A 16,606-nucleotide genomic window follows, 5' to 3' on the forward strand; every position below is an offset into this window, starting at 1 on the left:
TCGACATGCGCATCATGGACCCGCACATTCACATGAGTTCCCGCACCACCACCGACTACGAGGCCATGTACGCGGCCGGGGTGCGCGCGGTGGTGGAGCCGGCCTTCTGGCTCGGCCAGCCGCGCACGAGCGTGGACTCGTTCATCGACTACTTCGACGCCCTCGTCGGCTGGGAACCCTTCAGGGCCAGCCAATTCGGCATCCGCCACTTCTGCACGATCGGGCTCAACCCGAAGGAGGCCGGCGACCAGCGCCTGGCCGCCGTGCTGGATATTCTGCCGCGTTACCTCGAGAAGGACGGCGTCGTGGCGGTGGGCGAGCTCGGGTACGACTCGATGACCCCACAGGAAGACCGCGCCTTCGCCGCCCAGCTCGCGCTCGCCGTGGCCCACGAACTCCCCGCGCTCGTGCACACCCCGCACCGCGACAAGGTCGCCGGCACCCGCCGCACCCTCGACGTGGTGCGGGAGAGCGGCATTGCGCCCGGCATGGTCGTCGTCGACCACCTCAACGAGGTCACCGTGCACGAGGTCGTCGATTCCGGCTGCTGGATGGGCTTCAGCATCTACCCCGACACCAAGATGGACCCCACCCGCATGGTCGCCGTGCTGAAAGACGTCGGCCTCGACCGCGTGCTCGTCAACTCGGCCGCCGACTGGGGGCGCAGCGACCCCCTCACCACGCTGCGAACCGGTGAGGCCATGCTGGCCGCCGGTTTCGACGACGACGCGGTCGACCGCATCCTCTGGCGCAACCCGGTCGAGTTCTACGGCCAGAGTGGCCGCCTCGATCTCGATGAACCCAGCGACACAACGGATACCGCGGTGCCGGCCGAATTCGCCGGCAACTCCATTATGCGGGGTGCCCGCGCATGACCGACCCCGTGCCCGGCGCACCGAACGGGCCCACGCCGCTGCTCGTGATCGACGTCGCCGGGCTGACCCCGCGCCTGCTCGCCGTGATGCCGCAGCTGCGGGCCGTTGCGGCCCGCGGATTCTCCGCCGAACTCGGCACCGTGCTGCCCGCCGTCACCTGCTCGGCACAGTCCACCTTTCTCACCGGCCTCAGGCCCGCCGAACACGGCATCGTCGGCAACGGCTGGTACCTGCGCGACATCGGCGAGGTCAACCTCTGGCGCCAGCACAACCGGCTGGTCGGCGGCGAGAAGGTCTGGGAGACCGCCCGCCGCACCAATCCCGGCTACCGGGTGGCGAACGTGTGCTGGTGGTACGCCATGGGCGCCACGACCGACGTCACGATCACCCCGCGCCCCGTCTATCACGCCGACGGACGCAAATCACCGGATGCCTACATCCGCCCGCCCGAGCTGCACGACGAACTGGTCAAGAAGCTCGGTGCCTTTCCGTTGTTCACCTACTGGGGCCCGACCGCGGGGATGGCCTCCTCGCGCTGGATCGTGGGCGCGGCCCGGCACGTGCTGCCCGACCACGACCTCACGCTCGTGTACGTGCCGCACCTCGACTACGACCTGCAGCGCTTCGGCCCCGACGACCCGCGCTCTTTCGACGCTGCGCGCGAGCTCGATGCGGTGCTCGCGCCGCTGCTCGATGATGCGCATCGGCGGGGCGTGACCGTCGTGGTGCTCAGCGAATACGGCATCACCAACGTGGACCAGCCCGTCGACGTGAACCGGATGCTGCGCCGCGAAGGCCTGCTCGAGGTGCACACGAACGCGAGCGGCGAACTGCTCGACCCGTGGACCTCCCGCGCCTTCGCGGTCGCCGACCACCAGCTCGCGCACGTCTACGTGCAGGACCCCGCCGATGTGCCTCGGGTGCGCGCGCTGCTCGAGGCGCTGCCCGGGGTGGCCGAGGTTCTAGACGCCGAAGGCCAGGCCGGCTACAGCCTCGACCATGAACGCAGCGGCGAACTCGTGGTCGTGGCCGAGAAGAACGCCTGGTTCACCTATTACTACTGGCTCGACGATGCGAAGGCGCCGGACTTCGCGCGAGGCGTGGAGATTCACAAGAAGCCCGGCTACGACCCAGCCGAGCTGTTCTTCGACCCTGACGACCGTTTCGTGAAGCTGCGGGCGGCCCGCAACCTCGCGAAGAAGAAGTTGGGGCTGCGCTACGCGATGGATGTCGTGCCGCTCGATCCCTCCTGCGTGCGAGGCTCTCACGGCCGGCTGCCGGAGACTGCCGCCGACGGCCCGGTGCTGCTCTGCTCCGACCCGGCGGCCGCACGCTCCAGCCTCGCCGCCACCGAGGTGCGCGACCTGCTGCTCGCCCTCGCCGGCCTCGCGCAGCCCGCCCCCGTCTAGCCCGCCCGCCCCGACCCCCTCGTGGCACTCGTTTCAGAACGTGGCACTCGTTCAAACGAGTGCCCGGCAGGCAAACACGTGCCACGAGCGTTCCGAGGGCGCACAGCAACGGCGCCCCCTCACAGGGGCGCCGTTGTCATGCCTGAGTTAGTGCTAGAAGCGCACGTTCCGCAGGTAGTTGTAACCGACCTCTGCGGTCTGCAGCGCGGTCACGTCTGGCTGGTCATTCTCGACCGCGTACAGCTTCACCGGGTGGGCGTCGAAGATGCGTGGGAAGTCGATCGTGCCGGTGCCGAGGTCGGCGAATCCACCGGCCGCATCGCGGTCCTTCACGTGGTACTCGAGCACCTGCTGCGGGGCATCCTTGATCACGTCGATCGCGAATTGCACCGGGTCGGCAGCGCCGACACCGACACCGCCGGTCACGGCCCAGTACAGGTCCACCTCGAGGTGAACGAGCTTCGGGTCGAGGCGGGTCGTGAAGATGTCCCACGGGGTGAGCCCGCCACCGAGGTCGGTCGTGAACTCGTGCGCGTGGTTGTGGTACCCGTACTTGATCCCCGCCCCCTGGGCAACGGATGCCTCGGCGTTCATCTGGTCAGCCCACTGGCGCCAGTCATCGGCCACGCTCGAGGCCAGATAGGGAACATTCATGTACGTCTGCCCGAGCGTCACCGCGCCGGCGATCTTGGCCTGCAGCGCAGCGGGCGAGCCGCTGATGCCGTCGTGGCTCGAGCTCGGCGTGATACCGAGTTCGTCGAGGAAGGCGCGCATCGCCTCCGGCGTACGGCCGTAGAGACCGGCGAGTTCGACCTTGGTATAGCCGTAGTCCGCGAGCGCTTCGAACGTGGTGTCGACGCCGTCGCCACTCATGATCGATCGCAGCGTGTACAGCTGGATGCTGATCAGCCCCGGCGGAACCTTGCGGCCCTTGCCCGGCTTGCCTTCGGGGCCCGGCTTGCCTTCGGGGCCCGGCTTGCCGGGCATTCCGCCCGGTGCTGCTGTGGCCGAGCTTGCGCCGGCCACGGCGAGACCGGCTCCGGCTCCCGCCGCGAGTGCGCCGCGCAGAAAGTTGCGGCGGTTGAGATTCTTCTTGCCTTCGAGCGACTTGTTCAGTTCGCTCGCGCCGTCAAATCCGAAACACATGTGAGTACCTTTCGTTAGGTGTGCGAGGCAGAAATTAGTTGGAGCGCAGTGCTACCTCGGCGGAGCCGGTGAGGGGCCCGGAGGAGTCGCCGCCGGCATCCGTGTATGAGGCGTTGAAGACCCCAGAGAGGTCGTCGGTCTCCGGGTTGTGGCCGGAGGGAACCGTGGTGGTGATGGTTCCCGTGCAACCGCCAGAGGTTGTGATCGGGTGGCCGTGCGAATCGTGGCCCAGGATGTAGGTCACGGTCACGAGCGAGCAGTCGACCGGCTGGTCGTCGGTCACGAGAACCTCGTAGGTCACCGTGTCGCCGAACTGGAAGTCCTGGCCGACCACGGGGGTGATGAAGGTCACGACCGGGGCCTGGTTGCCCACCTCAATCTCGACCTCTGCGGAGGCGTAGCGCCCGCGGTCCTTGCCGCCGGCATCCGTCACCTGCAGGGAAGCAGTGAAGGCGCCATCCGTCTCGTAGGTAAAGGTGGGGTTCAGCTCGCGAGAGTCGACGACCCCGTCGGACTCGAAGTCCCAGGCGTAGCTGAGCGTGTCACCCTCTGGATCGGTGGTTCCTTCGCTCGAGAACTCGACGGTGAGGGGCGAGGCGCCAGCGGTCGGCGTGCCGGAGGCCATCGGGAGGGGCGAGCGGTTGCCCTTGTCTCCGACGAAGTCGATTCGGGAGAGCTGCGCGTCGGGGTTCTGCGCGAAGTACCCGTCGCCGTATTCGAGAACGTAGAGCGCGCCGTTTGGGCCAAACTCCATGTCGATCGGGTTGTCGACGATGATCGAATCCACGACGGCCTCGATCTTCTCCAGCTCGCCGTCGGTGAGGGTCATGCCCTTGATGTAGTCGCGAGTCCACTCGTACATCATCGACATGCCGTCGTAGTACTCGGGCCAGGCAACGGATGCCTTACCCTTTGACGCCGTCTTGTCGAAGACATACGCGGGGCCGGCCATCGGGCCGATGCCGCCGGTCTCAAGCTCCGGGAATTCCTCGGACAACCCGTAGCCGTACCAGACGTGGGGCTGCACAACGGGAGGCAACTCGCGCAGGCCCGTGTTGCGGGGCGAATCGTTCACGGGAGCGGCGCAGTCAAACGTTTCACCGGAGATGCCGGTGGCGAAGTCGAAGTCCACGTAGGGCAGATCGGCGGTGGCGCAGTACGGCCAGCCGTAGTTTGCCGCTTCGGTGATACTCGTCCACTTGCCGGTGCCGGCCGGGCCGCGCAGGGGATCGGCGGTCCGGGAATCAGGGGAGTAGTCGCCCACATACAGCTCCCCAGTCTTCTGGTTGAGCTCGATGCGGAACGGGTTGCGCATGCCCATCACGTAGATTTCCGGGCGGGTGAGCTCGGTGCCGGGGGCGAACAGGTTGCCTTCGGGGATCGTATAGCCGCCGTCTGCTGTGGGTGTGATGCGCAGGATCTTGCCGCGCAGGTCGTTGGTGTTGGCTGCGCTGCGCTGCGCGTCGAAGGCCGGGTTGCGTTCGATGCGCTCGTCGATCGGTACGAAACCGTCGGAGGAGAACGGGTTCGAGTCGTCGCCGGTGGAGAGGTAGAGGTTGCCGACAGTGTCGAAGACGATGTCGCCGCCGACGTGGCAGCAGATGCCACGATCCACGTCGACGTCGAGGATCTTCTGCTCGCTTGCAAGGTCGAAGACGGCGCCGTCGAACTGGAAGCGCGAGAGGGTGATGGAGCCCTTGAACGGTGCGAAGTCAGCCACTGTGCCGCTGAGCGGGGCATCGCCCTCGTTCACGCCGGCGGTTGCCGGGTCGTCGAGCGGTGTGTTCAGCGGTGCGGAGTAGTACAGGTAGATCCAGTTGTTGCCCGGTGTGCCGAACTTTGGGTCGAGCGCGATGCTCTGCAGGCCCTCCTCGTCGTGCTGATAGACGTCGATCGTCGCGGCGAGCGTGTTGAGCCCCGATTGTGCGTCGTTGAGCCAGATGTCGCCGGCCCGGGTGGTGTGCAGCACGTCGTTGTTGGGCAGTACGGCCAGGTCGAGCGGCTCGCCAGGGGTGGCGTCGAGGGTGACCTTCTGAAAGCTCGAATCGGCGGGGGCCGTCGGGCTGGGTTCGCCGGGCTTGCCCGGGGGTGCTGTGTCGCCGGGGGCCGCTGCTGCGGGCGTCGCGGTGAGGGCGGCGACCACGAGGGTGGCCATCGCCGCCCCCGCGGTCAGTCGAAGTCTGTGCTTCGTTCGCATATCTGGTTCTCCTCGTTGAGATCACGGCGCGACTCTTAGGTGAGCGGTGCCGGTGTCGCCACGGTAAGTGCACACTTCGGTGTCTGAATAACCGGAAGACCCAGTACCTATTTGCCGCTTGGTGCCGTGAGAAAGTTTTGTGGCCGGCTTGGGATACCGCACCGGGGGTTCACACGACGGCACCGAACTACAAACCCCCTTATTTTTGACCGCACGGGGTTTCGCGTTCAGTGCCCTAGTCTGGGGGGTATGCCAACGCCGGCACGACCCGCCTACCCCAACTCCTACGCCGACCTGCGCCTATGGTTTGACGAAGAGTGGAAGTGCCTCGACTATCTCGACTGGTTGCGGTGGCCGAACGGATTTCACTGCCCGAACTGTGCACACGAGCACGGCTGGCGCGAGGCGCACCAGCGGTGGCGATGCGCGGGCTGCGGCAAACGCGTTTCTGCAACAGCCGGAACCATTTTTCACGGCACCCGCACCGAGCTCGCCGTCTGGTTCAGTGCGGCTTGGCTGCTCGTGAACAGCAAGGTCGGGCTGTCGGCTACGCAGTTGCATCGGGAGACCGGGCTCGGATCGTTGCAGACCGCCTGGGCGATGTTGCACCGCTACCGATCGGTCATGGTGCAACCGGGCCGGGAACGCCTGCGCGGCAACGTGGAGGTCGACGTGTCCTACCTCGGCGGCTCGGTTCCCGGTCGGGGTTCACTGGGCCGGGTGCTGTTCGCCGTCGCTGTCGAAGTGGATGCCGATGGTCTCGGCCGTACCCGCGTTGCGGTGATCCCGAGCGCCGGGACAGCGCAGCTGGCCGCCTTCATGCTCGATTCTGTCGAGCCCGGCAGCCGAGTCGTGACCCACGACTGGTCCGCGTATCCGGTGGGAATCCGAGACCGGTACGCTCACGTCGCACGGCCACTGTCCGCGCCAGGTTCCCCAACCCGCCAGGTGCTGCCCGCCGTGCGCCGGGTGGTCTTTCAGGCTAACCATTGGCTGATGGGGCCGAGGCAGGGAGCGGTCAGCGCGGAACACCTGCCCGCCTACGTCGACGAATGGGTGTTTCGGTTCAATCATCGGCACTCCGAGAGTCGTGGGCAGCTTTTTCACACACTGCTGGGGTACGCCGTGGCCGGGCGGCCCGTCACCTATCAATCGCTGCTGAAGACCGGACGCACCCGGCCCGCGGCCGGCGTGCCGAACCAAGCAGCCCAATCAGGTTCCCTGGCGCTTCCGTGGCGCTGACCGGCGCTACCCCGGCGCTGAACGGTGCTGAACGGCATTGAACGGTGCCGTCGTGGTGCTGGGGTTCTCTTTGAGGCCGCAGCAGCGGCATCCGCTCGGAAAGTATCGAGGTTCGAATGATTCGTATGGTTGAATTGCCTGATGATCGACATAAGTCACGTCAATGCCCTCGGTTCGGCCGGCGCCAGCGATCTTTTTCAAGTGTTGCGGGACGGGCAACCACGCACCCGTACGGAACTGGCCGACCTCTCCGGACTGGCCCGCTCCACCGTAGCCCTGCGGGTTGACGCGCTCACGCGCCTCGGCCTCGTCGGTCCGGCCGGTAACGCCACCTCCACCGGAGGCCGACCCTCGTCGCAGTTCGCCCTGCAATCGGGCAATAAGTTCGTGCTGGCCGTGGACATCGGTGCGAGCCATATTCGGATCGCACTGAGCGATCTGGGTGGAAAAACCCTCGTGCAGGACTCCACCTTTTTGGAAATATCGGAGGGGCCAGAGGTCGTGTTGAACTGGGTCATCGAGGCCGGGGCGCGGTTGTTCAGCGACAGCAAGCGGTCAACGGCCGATCTGCTCGCGATCGGCGTTGGCCTGCCCGGGCCGGTGGAACACACCAGCGGTCGGCCGATCAACCCGCCGATCATGCCGGGCTGGGACCGCTTCGACGTACCCGGCTGGCTTCAGCAGCATTTTCATGTTCCCGTGCTCGTTGACAACGACGTCAACCTGATGGCGCTCGGCGAACGGGAATTCGCCTGGTCAGAAACTGACCACCTCATCTTCATGAAGATAGCCACCGGCATTGGTGCCGGCGTCATATCCGGTGGCTACCTGCAGCGCGGCGCGCAGGGTATCGCCGGTGACCTGGGGCACGTGCAGATCGCCCGCGGTGCGGGGGTGCCGTGCCGCTGCGGCAACGAGGGATGTCTCGAGGCCGTGGCCTCCGGGGCGGCACTCACCCGCCTGCTGGGCGCTCAGGGCCTTCCGGTGACCACGAGCCAGCACGTTGTCGACCTGGTGAAACAGGGCAATCTCGAGGCGATCCGAGCCGTACGCCAAGCCGGACGGGACATGGGCGAGGTGCTCACCATGTGCGTCAACCTGATCAATCCATCCGTCATCGTTCTCGGCGGATCAATGGCTCAGGCCGGGGAGCACCTGATTGCGGGCGTGCGGGAAGTCGTCTACTCGCGCTCCAACCCCCTCGCCACCCAGCACCTGCAGATCACCCAGTCCAGCGCGGGGGCGAACGCCGCCATTCTGGGCGCGAGCATGCTCGCCATCCACCATGCACTCTCGCCCGAGCGCATTGAGGCCATGGTCGCGGGGCTCGCCGGCTGACGCCCGTCCTGACCTGTCCAGTGGCGAGGTCAGGAGGCATAACTCCTGCAATCTGAGCGGCCGCCAACCGACTTGCGCGAAATGACGCGGGTGTCTAGGTGGTCCGTCGACGATTTGAAGGAGTTATGCCCCGGTACACGGTGGCTAGTTCAGAAAAGACCCGGGCCCCGATTTTTCGATGGTGAGCGGGGCGGTCGCATTCGGTTCTTTGGAATTTGCCACGTAGGTGCGAATGGTGGAGCTAGCGAGCGCCGAGCAGGTGTTCGAGGGCGAGCTGCTGCAGGTGCACGAAGCCAAAGCCCTTGCCGCCGAAGTAGGCGTCGGTGTCGAAGTCCTCGTAGGAGCCGCGGTCGGCCAGCAGGTCGTCGTAGCTTTCGCCCGGGGCGAGGGTGTTGTTCGACAGCTCAGGTACCTTCGAGGCGGCGAGGGCTGCCTGCACTTCGGGGTCGGCGCGGAAGGCGGCGGCCCGCTGCTTGAGCAGCAGGTAGGTGCGCATGTTGGCCGCAGCGCTGGTCCACACTCCGGCGACGTCTTCGGTGCGGCTCGGCTTGTAATCGAAGTGGCGCGGCCCGGTGTAGGTCTGGCCACCGTTCGGGCCGCCGTTTTCGAGCAGGTCGACCAGCGCGAACGCGTTCTGCAGGTCGCCGTGGCCGAAGACCAGGTCCTGGTCATACTTGATGCCGCGCTGACCGTTGAGGTCGATGTGGAACAGCTTGCCCTGGTACAGCGCCTGCGCGATGCCGGCGGCGAAGTTGAGCCCGGCCATCTGCTCGTGCCCGACCTCGGGGTTCACGCCGACCATGTCGGGCCGCTCGAGCGTTTCGATGAACGCCATTGCGTGGCCGACGGTCGGCAGCAGAATATCGCCGCGGGGTTCGTTGGGCTTGGGCTCAATGGCAAAGCGGATGTCGTAGCCCTTGTCGGTGACATAGTCCCCGAGTAGGTTCACGGCCTCGCGGTAACGCTCGAGCGCCGAACGGATGTCCTTGGCCGCGTCATACTCGGCGCCCTCGCGGCCGCCCCACATGACGAATGTCTTCGCGCCCAGCTCAGCAGCGAGGTCGATGTTGCGCAGCACCTTGCGGAGCGCGAACCGGCGTACGGCGCGGTCGTTCGAGGTGAATCCGCCGTCCTTGAAAACCGGGGCGCTGAATAGGTTTGTGGTGACCATCGGCACGATGAGCCCGGTGTCGGAGAGCGCCTGCTTGAGGCGGTCGATCTGCTGCTGGCGGGCGGCATCCGTTGAACCGAAGTCGAACAGATCGTCGTCGTGAAAGGTGAGGCCGTAGGCGCCGAGCTCGGCCAGATTGGTCACGGCATCGACGACGTCGAGCTTGGGGCGAGTAGGACCTCCAAACGGGTCGCTGCCGTTGTAGCCGACGGTCCAGAGCCCGAAGGAGAACTTGTCGTCACGGGTGGGGGTCAGGTCGCTCGGTGTCATGTCAGGACGTCCAATTCCGCTGCATCGATGATTTGTTGATTACTCAAACATATACCGAGAGTGGGTGCAGTCGTCAATAGCCGGACTAACGAATCCGCCGCATCCGGGTAGCTCCAGAATTCGAGTGCCATCAAGCCCAGGTGAACCTACGGGTCCGGTAAGTTGTCCCAAACATCACATCTCGTGAAGCGGCCGGCATGAAGCAGGCGAATGAACGCAATTGGGCTCGGAACTACCGCTACGGGGCTCCGATCGTGCATCCGACAGCGATCGAAACGATGCGCACGCTCTTCGCCCGGATCGCGCCGCTGCTGCCGGCCCGCGAAGCGGCGCTGGCCCCCTTCGCGGTGCGGCCGCATTGGGGCAAACTCTCAGACGGATGCCAAGACGCTTGCGACCAGCTTCCCCCGGCTCGGCGATTTTCGAGCCCTTGTTGATCGGCTCGATCCGGCGGGCAAGTTTCGGAACGCGTTTGTCGAGCGCCCACGTTGACTACCGATAGTGGCGCATTACACGTGGTCGCGCCAGCTGTGCTCGGGGGCGAAGCCGAGCATCCGCTTGGCCTTGTCGATCGATAACAGGGTCTCGTGTTCTCCGACCGCCTTGACGACTCTGACGCTCGGAAAGACCTCGGCGGCCAGGCTCGCGCTCGACCGGCTCATCACTGTGTCGGCGGCCGCGATGATGAACGTCTCGAAACCCGGCTGGGCTCGTTCGAGCGCCCGCAGCACGGCTTGGGCGCCGTCGCGACCGTCGATGTAGCCCCACAGATTCCACTTGCGCAGGGTGGCGTCGTCGTTGAATGCGGGGAAGGCCGCGTAGTCGTCCTCGTCCATCACGTTGGAGAAGCGCAGCGCCGTGATACTCAACAGCGGATCCCAGCGCACGAGCTGGATAGCCATTTGCTCCTCGAGGTGTTTCACGAGTGAATACGTGCTCTCCGGCCGGGCCGGGTACTCCTCGTCGACGGGAATGTAGGGCGGGTCGACATCGAATGGCAGACCGAGGGTCGTCTCACTCGAGGCATAGACGATCGTCTTGATTCCGGCCCGGCGGGCGGCCTGAAAGACGTTAAAGGTCGCGAGCATGTTGTTGTGGAAGGTGGCCACATCGGGCAGAAGGCCAGGAGCCGGGATGGCCCCCAGATGCACGACGGCGTCGAATCCGTCCGTGCGGTCGTCGATGCCGAACATCACGTCGATGACCTGGCCATAATCAGTAAGGTCGATCGTAGTAAATCCCGAACCGCGAGAACCCGTGCGGTCGAGGTTGGTGACGACGTGGCCCTCGTTCGTCAGGCGCGCAACAACGCTGCGCCCGAGCTTGCCACTGCCGCCGGTGACGGCGATTCTCATGAATACTCCTTGATTCTAAAAGCGGATGCCGCTGGCTTACGCTTCGCGCTGCTCCGGCGAGGTGGTCTTGCGCGGGTCGAACTCGGCCAGGTCGCGCACGGCGGTGTCGATTCTCGTGAGCACGTCCGCGTCGAGGTGCACACCGGCGGCCTTCGCGTTGTCGGCGACCTGCTCGGGCCGGGACGCCCCCATGATTGCGGATGCGACGTTCTTATGGGCCAGCACCCAGGCGAGCGCGAGCTGCGCCATGGTGAGGCCGAGCTCGTCAGCGATCGGGCGCAATTTCTGCACACCGGTGAGCACCGGCTCGCTCATCCAACGCTTGATCATGTTGGCGCCGCCCTGAGCATCCGTTGCCCGGCTGCCGTTCAGTGGTGCCTGACCAGGCAGGTACTTGCCGGTGAGCACGCCCTGAGCCACGGGGGACCAGACGATCTGAGAGACGCCGAGCTCCTCGGCGGCCGGAACCACTTCGGATTCAATCACGCGCCACAGCATCGAGTACTGCGGCTGGTTGGAGATGAGCTGAATGCCGAGGTCGGTGGCGAGGGCGTGGCCGGCGCGTAGCTGCGTCGCGTTCCACTCGCTTACCCCGATATAGAGGGCCTTGCCCTGGCGCACGACGTCGGCGAAGGCCTGCATCGTCTCCTCGAGCGGGGTCTCCACGTCGTACCGGTGGGCCTGATAGAGGTCGACGTAATCCGTTTGCAGTCGGCTGAGCGAGCCGTCGATCGACTCGAGGATGTGCTTGCGGGAGAGGCCGGTGTCGTTGTGTCCCTTGGGGCCGGTCGGGCCGAAGACCTTGGTGAAGATTTCGAGGGACTGTCGGCGTTCGCCGCGTAGGGCGTCGCCCAATACCTGTTCGGCGACGGTGTTGGCGTAGACGTCTGCGGTGTCGAACGAGCTGATTCCGGCGTCGAGGGCCGCGCGCACGCAGGCCGTCGCGGTGTCGTTCTCGATCTGAGACCCGTGGGTGAGCCAGTTGCCGTAGGTTATTTCTGAAACTTTCAATCCGCTGTTGCCGAGGTATCGAAACTCCATGACGTCCCTGTCTGGCGCCGCAAGTCTGTCAGCACCCTTGATGATTTGTTGACATTGGCAACGTATCACCCGTCGAGCTCATCCGGCGCAGTAACCTGACTTTTGACCGAAAAAAGCGAGCCGGAAGCCGAGAGCAGTGGACGCCATGCAGGGCAATAACCATGACGATGTGCGCAGGCACAACCTGTCGATCATCCTGCGCCTCGTGCATCGCGGCGGCGCAGCGTCGCGCGCCCAGCTCACCCGACTTACCGGCTTGAACCGGTCGACGATCGGCGCGCTGGTCGCGGAGCTGGTCGAGCGCGGCCTGGTCGAGGAACGCACTCCCGACCCCACGAAGCTCGCCGGGCGACCGAGCCCGATCGTGGCGGCAAGCGACCGAATCGTGGCCATTGCGGTGAATCCTGAAATCGACGCGATCACAGTGGGAGCCGTCGCCCTCAGCGGCGTCGTCCACCGGCTCATCCGCTATGCCACGCCGTCGTCGCCGTCAATCGCTGAGGCCGTCACGATCACCGCGGGCATTGTGGCGGAGCTGAAGCGCGACCTCGGCGAATATTCCATAATCGGAATAGGAGTGGCGGTGCCCGGTCTCGTGCGTGCGAGTGACGGTCTGGTGCGTCACGCCCCGCATCTCGGTTGGGTCGACGAGCCGTTGTGCGACCTGCTTGCCGCTGCGACGGGCCTTCCGGTCGTTGCGGCCAACGACGCGAGCCTTGGTGTCACGGCCGAACGCTATTTCGGTTCCGGTCAAGGCCTGACCGACCTCGTCTATCTCAACGGCGGGTCGAGCGGCATCGGAGGCGGCCTCGTGATCGGGGGCGTCGCCGCTGGTGGCCAGGCCGGGTATGCGGGGGAGTTCGGCCACACTCGGGTGAGCGACGGCATCGACACCGATTCGGCTGGCATCGCGGGCACCCTCGAAGCCGAGGTCACCCGCCACGCCTTGCTCGCCGCGCTCGGCCTGCAGGCCGGCGAAACGGATGCCGACACCCTCGAACGCGCGCTGCTCGCCTCCGACTCGCTCATCGTGCGCAACCTGGTGAATCGACAGCTCGATTTCCTGGCCATCGCCCTGGCCAGCGCCGTCAACATGCTCAACCCGCAGCTCATCGTGCTCGGCGGTTTTCTCGCCGCACTCCACGCGGTTGACCCGGAACGTTTGAACGTTGCCGTCGCCGCCTTGACTCTTCCCGCCGCATTCGCAGAGGTCAGCATCGCGCCAGCTGTGCTCGGCTCCAACCTGCTCATGATCGGGGCGGCCGAACTCGCTTTCGAGGCACTGCTGGTGGACCCGCAGCAGGATCGAGGGAATACTACGGGTCTACCCCCGCTTGGCTCTAAAGCGGCCGACACGGCCGCACCAACTTTCTCAACCAGCCAAGGACATCCGCTTTCGTGATTACTGCCAGCATTCCCGTGGTTAGCGCCGCGCAACTCGCTTCCAAAGCCGCGCACCCCGGGGACAAACTGACCAGGCGTCAGCGCATCGTCTACATTCTCATTCTCGGCGCGCTCACGGCTCTCGGCCCGTTCACGATCGACCTCTACCTGCCCGCCTTTCCGACGTTGGAGAGCGAATTCGGGGTGCTGCCGTCGGTCATTCAGCTGACGCTGACCGGCACCATGATCGGTTTCGGATTCGGGCAGCTGGTGGTGGGGCCGTGGAGCGACAAGGTCGGGCGCCGGCTGCCGCTGATGCTCGCGACCGGTGTGCATATTCTGGCCTGTGTCGGCGCTGCGCTGTCGAACGAGATCGTCATGCTCGCTGTATTTAGGGTGCTGCAGGGCTTCGGCGCCGCGGCCGGCGCGGTCGTCGCGATGGCCATGGTGCGCGACCTGTTCGGCGGCAAGCCGCTCGTGCGCATGCTCTCCCGCCTCGCCCTGGTCAGCGGGCTCGCGCCCGTGCTGGCGCCGGTGATCGGGTCGCAGCTGCTGCTCGTGATGAACTGGCGCGGCATCTTCTGGGTGCTCGCCGCCTACGGTGTCATCGTGATTCTGGCCGTCGCCTTCTGGATCGTGGAGACCCTGCCCGAAAACGAGCGCCACGCCAAGGGCCACAACACCCTGGCCCAACGCTACAAGGCCGTGCTGAGCGACCGCACCTTCGTGGGCGTCGCCATCATCGGGGCGATGACGTTCACCGGGCTGTTCTCCTACCTGTCAGCGTCGCCGTTTCTGTTTCAGGATGTGTACCAGTTCAGCCCGCAGGAATACGGTCTACTGTTCGCCGTCAACTCCCTCGGTGTGGTCACCGGCGTGCAGCTGAGCTCGCGCCTGATGCACCGGTTCAATATTGGACCCCAGTGGATTCTCTCGGTCTCCACGGTCGTGCTGCTGCTCACCGCCGCTGCCATTGTGCTGCTCGACCTGGCCGGCATGGGACTGTGGGGAACCCTGGTTCCGCTCTGGTTCTTCATTGCGGCCTGCGGCTTCACGCTGCCGAGCGTGCAGGTCATCGCTTTGAACGCGCACGGACATGAGGCCGGCACCGCGGCATCACTGCTCGGTGCGGCCAACTTCGGGGTGGCTGGTCTGATCTCGCCGATTGTGGGAGTGCTCGGAGTGGGAACGGCGATACCGATGGCATCCGTTATGGGCGTCACCGCGGTGGTTTCGCTCCTCTCGCTCTGGCTGATCGTGCGCCCGCGCACCGTGCCAGCCCTCGACCGCTAGGCGCCCGGGCCCACCTTGTAGCCCCGGGCCCCGTCTATAAACTGGGCCCAGGGACGGGGCCTGGGCCCCGTCCGCAATGTGCGCGGCCCGAGCAGACACAGAATACTGAGCGGATGGCCGCGGGCTCGGCCCGGTGCGTGGCCGAATACAGCGGGCAGCCCTACGATGGCGGGATGACTAACCCGGAGCGCGCCGCAGACCGAGCGGCCCGCCGCATCTCCCGCCGTTGGCCCGTCATTAGCGGGCTCTCCGCCGTGGCCCTGGCGGCCCTGCTCGGCCTCGTCGTGGTCGTGCGCGCGAACGGCGTCGCCCTCGAGGTCGACACCGAGTGGATGGACGAGATCATCGAGCACCGCTCGCCGATCTGGGAAATTCCGTCGCTGTTTATGAACGCGCTCGGCGGCGGACTGTTCGGCGTGCTCATCGTTCCGCTGGCCATCACCCTCGCGATTGTGCTCATCAAACGGCCCTGGGCCGCCGGGTACTACCTCGTGGCGACCGTGCTGAGTGCGGGCGGGGTGCAACTCCTGAAACAATTGTTCGGACGAGCTCGACCCGAAGATATGCTGGTCACCTCGGATTTCGGCTCGTTTCCGTCCGGGCACGTCGCGAATGCGGCGACCATGGCCGTCTGCCTCGCCATCATTTTTCCCCGCCTGTGGGTGGCGCTCGCCGGAGCCGCGTACACGATCGTGATGCTGCTCAGCCGCACCTACCTCGGCGCGCACTGGCTCACCGACACCATCGGTGGCCTGCTGCTCGGCGCCGGGGTCGCTGTCGTACTGTGGGCTCCGGTTGCGGCCAAGCTCGACGGTGAACGAGAACTTGCCGCCCGGCGAAGACTTGAGCGCGCACGCCAGAAGGGGACCCCAGCATGACGGATGTGCCGCTCCCCGCTCGGCGCCAGCGTCGGGCGGGATCATGACCGACGTGCTGCACGCAGCCGCGCGCAACGGCGATGTCTCATTCTGGTGGAACCAGCTCGGTCGGCCAGTGCCGCGCGCGCCCCCGGGCCGGGTCGACCCGGGCCGGCGGCTATGTGGGTACCGGAGTCGCCACCACGAACCTGGCCGGGCGCACACTGACCGATCTGATTCTCGGCCGCGACAGCAACCTCGTGCACCTGCCGTGGGTGAACCACCGGGTGCGCGCGTGGGAGCCGGAACCGTTGCGCTGGCTCGCCGTCACCGCACTCTACCGGGCCTATTCGCTGGCGGATCGAGCCGAGCTCGCCGGGCGACGCACGACGTCGCCGCTCGCGCGGGTAGCCGACGTCGTGTCTGGCCGGGGGCACTAAAACCGGGGGCCAGCCGCACTTACCGGCGGAGGCTCTAGAGGCCCAGGCGAGCAGCGTGCCGCGTACAGCGATGCACCAGCTGCGGGCGGAGTCGCCCAAGCTCGGCCGCGGTGAGCGGGTCGGGCGGGCGCACGACGGTCACCCCGAGCGTGTCGATCATGTTCTCGAAGCCCGATCGGGGCCAGAACTGACCCCGGAGGCGGAGCAGCACGTCGCCGGCGGCGTCTAGCAGGTACAGGTGCGGGAGCGTGTCGACCGTCCCGTTCTGGTACAGATCGACGAGCACGACGGTGGCAATATCAGCCGTGCCAATCGTGGTCAGTCGGCCCAACAGGTCTCGGCTCTCCAAGCGCGCACCCGTCACGGTGACGCACATGTTGCGGGCTCCGAACACGGCGACCGCTCCGAGAACGGTCAGGCCGAGCTGAATGGCGGCGACAAACATCCAAGTGTCGCGGGGAATGGCGAGCCAATACAGCACGATCAGCAGGGGCACGATGAATGACAGCGCAGCGATGATCGACCGCGCCACCAGCTTTCGCCGGGGTCGCAAAATCTGCATTCCGTCCGGCTCGTTCCCCTCGCGCAC

The 16,606-nt window shown here is 66.1% G+C and carries 13 protein-coding genes and 1 pseudogene; 8 read left to right on the forward strand and 6 right to left on the reverse strand.

All coding sequences use genetic code 11. The features are described from left to right. The first annotated feature begins 5 nt into the window (after positions 1–5). Positions 6–875 (forward strand): TatD family hydrolase, encoded by an 870-nt coding sequence (locus tag E3T35_RS04715; RefSeq protein ID WP_134345141.1) that lies wholly within the window; start codon positions 6–8, stop codon positions 873–875. Further along, positions 872–2,284 (forward strand): alkaline phosphatase family protein, encoded by a 1,413-nt coding sequence (locus E3T35_RS04720; protein ID WP_134377987.1) that lies wholly within the window; start codon positions 872–874, stop codon positions 2,282–2,284. Before E3T35_RS04715 ends, E3T35_RS04720 begins: the two co-directional genes overlap by 4 nt. Before the next feature lie 153 nt (positions 2,285–2,437). Here E3T35_RS04720 and E3T35_RS04725 read toward each other — a convergent pair whose 3' ends face one another. Beyond that, positions 2,438–3,430, reverse strand: coding sequence for a sugar phosphate isomerase/epimerase (locus E3T35_RS04725; protein WP_134377988.1), 993 nt, complete (start codon positions 3,428–3,430; stop codon positions 2,438–2,440). Between the two features lie 34 nt (positions 3,431–3,464). Then, positions 3,465–5,627 carry a PQQ-dependent sugar dehydrogenase gene (locus tag E3T35_RS04730; RefSeq protein WP_134377989.1) on the reverse strand — a complete coding sequence of 721 codons (2,163 nt, stop codon included), beginning with the start codon at positions 5,625–5,627 and terminating at the stop codon, positions 3,465–3,467. A gap of 249 nt (positions 5,628–5,876) precedes the next feature. Between E3T35_RS04730 and E3T35_RS04735 the strand changes: the two genes are divergently transcribed. Next, positions 5,877–6,869, forward strand: a complete 993-nt coding sequence (locus E3T35_RS04735) for an IS1595 family transposase (RefSeq protein ID WP_134377990.1) — start codon at positions 5,877–5,879, stop codon at positions 6,867–6,869. Positions 6,870–7,010: 141 nt separating this feature from the next. Further along, a complete protein-coding gene (locus E3T35_RS04740) occupies positions 7,011–8,207 on the forward strand; it encodes an ROK family transcriptional regulator (RefSeq protein ID WP_174776412.1) in 1,197 nt (398 codons plus the stop codon). 241 nt (positions 8,208–8,448) lie between these two features. On the opposite strand, the gene xylA is transcribed toward E3T35_RS04740, so the two are convergent. From xylA to E3T35_RS04755, 3 genes are all read right to left on the reverse strand, one after another. After that, positions 8,449–9,648: a xylose isomerase gene (gene xylA / locus E3T35_RS04745; RefSeq protein WP_134377991.1), complete on the reverse strand. Its 1,200-nt coding sequence runs from the start codon at positions 9,646–9,648 to the stop codon at positions 8,449–8,451. 509 nt (positions 9,649–10,157) lie between these two features. Beyond that, positions 10,158–11,003, reverse strand: a complete 846-nt coding sequence (locus tag E3T35_RS04750) for an NAD(P)-dependent oxidoreductase (protein ID WP_134345147.1) — start codon at positions 11,001–11,003, stop codon at positions 10,158–10,160. A gap of 36 nt (positions 11,004–11,039) precedes the next feature. Beyond that, positions 11,040–12,044, reverse strand: a complete 1,005-nt coding sequence (locus tag E3T35_RS04755) for an aldo/keto reductase family protein (protein ID WP_092340357.1) — start codon at positions 12,042–12,044, stop codon at positions 11,040–11,042. 145 nt (positions 12,045–12,189) lie between these two features. On the opposite strand from E3T35_RS04755, the gene E3T35_RS04760 reads away from it, so the two are divergent. The 4 genes and pseudogenes from E3T35_RS04760 to E3T35_RS04775 all read left to right on the forward strand — a co-directional run. After that, positions 12,190–13,446, forward strand: a complete 1,257-nt coding sequence (locus tag E3T35_RS04760; RefSeq protein ID WP_134378074.1) for an ROK family transcriptional regulator — start codon at positions 12,190–12,192, stop codon at positions 13,444–13,446. Next, positions 13,443–14,720: a multidrug effflux MFS transporter gene (locus E3T35_RS04765; RefSeq protein WP_241987729.1), complete on the forward strand. Its 1,278-nt coding sequence runs from the start codon at positions 13,443–13,445 to the stop codon at positions 14,718–14,720. Before E3T35_RS04760 ends, E3T35_RS04765 begins: the two co-directional genes overlap by 4 nt. A gap of 173 nt (positions 14,721–14,893) precedes the next feature. After that, entirely contained in the window at positions 14,894–15,598 is a 705-nt protein-coding gene (locus tag E3T35_RS04770; RefSeq protein ID WP_134345148.1) for a phosphatase PAP2 family protein, read from the forward strand. Positions 15,599–15,735: 137 nt separating this feature from the next. Further along, positions 15,736–16,017, forward strand: a pseudogene (locus tag E3T35_RS04775) (FAD-dependent oxidoreductase); the annotation flags it as partial. A gap of 34 nt (positions 16,018–16,051) precedes the next feature. Here E3T35_RS04775 and E3T35_RS04780 read toward each other — a convergent pair. Next, on the reverse strand, positions 16,052–16,579 hold the full coding sequence (locus E3T35_RS04780; protein WP_134377992.1) for a hypothetical protein: 528 nt from the start codon (positions 16,577–16,579) through the stop codon (positions 16,052–16,054). Positions 16,580–16,606: the final 27 nt, after the last annotated feature.

This window comes from Cryobacterium sp. TMT1-2-2 (assembly GCF_004403505.1).
Taxonomy (GTDB): Bacteria; Actinomycetota; Actinomycetes; order Actinomycetales; family Microbacteriaceae; genus Cryobacterium; species Cryobacterium flavum.

What these genes read in the sequence shown, in the direction of transcription:
- E3T35_RS04760 (WP_134378074.1), top strand. Translation starts at nt 12,190, where the DNA reads ATGCAGGGCAATAACCATGACGATGTGCGCAGGCACAACCTGTCGATC.
- E3T35_RS04735 (WP_134377990.1), top strand. Translation starts at nt 5,877, where the DNA reads ATGCCAACGCCGGCACGACCCGCCTACCCCAACTCCTACGCCGACCTG.
- E3T35_RS04715 (WP_134345141.1), top strand. Translation starts at nt 6, where the DNA reads ATGCGCATCATGGACCCGCACATTCACATGAGTTCCCGCACCACCACC.
- E3T35_RS04755 (WP_092340357.1), bottom strand. Translation starts at nt 12,044, where the DNA reads ATGGAGTTTCGATACCTCGGCAACAGCGGATTGAAAGTTTCAGAAATA.
- E3T35_RS04730 (WP_134377989.1), bottom strand. Translation starts at nt 5,627, where the DNA reads ATGCGAACGAAGCACAGACTTCGACTGACCGCGGGGGCGGCGATGGCC.
- E3T35_RS04770 (WP_134345148.1), top strand. Translation starts at nt 14,894, where the DNA reads ATGACTAACCCGGAGCGCGCCGCAGACCGAGCGGCCCGCCGCATCTCC.
- E3T35_RS04780 (WP_134377992.1), bottom strand. Translation starts at nt 16,579, where the DNA reads ATGCAGATTTTGCGACCCCGGCGAAAGCTGGTGGCGCGGTCGATCATC.
- E3T35_RS04720 (WP_134377987.1), top strand. Translation starts at nt 872, where the DNA reads ATGACCGACCCCGTGCCCGGCGCACCGAACGGGCCCACGCCGCTGCTC.
- E3T35_RS04750 (WP_134345147.1), bottom strand. Translation starts at nt 11,003, where the DNA reads ATGAGAATCGCCGTCACCGGCGGCAGTGGCAAGCTCGGGCGCAGCGTT.
- E3T35_RS04740 (WP_174776412.1), top strand. Translation starts at nt 7,011, where the DNA reads ATGATCGACATAAGTCACGTCAATGCCCTCGGTTCGGCCGGCGCCAGC.
- E3T35_RS04725 (WP_134377988.1), bottom strand. Translation starts at nt 3,430, where the DNA reads ATGTGTTTCGGATTTGACGGCGCGAGCGAACTGAACAAGTCGCTCGAA.
- xylA (WP_134377991.1), bottom strand. Translation starts at nt 9,648, where the DNA reads ATGACACCGAGCGACCTGACCCCCACCCGTGACGACAAGTTCTCCTTC.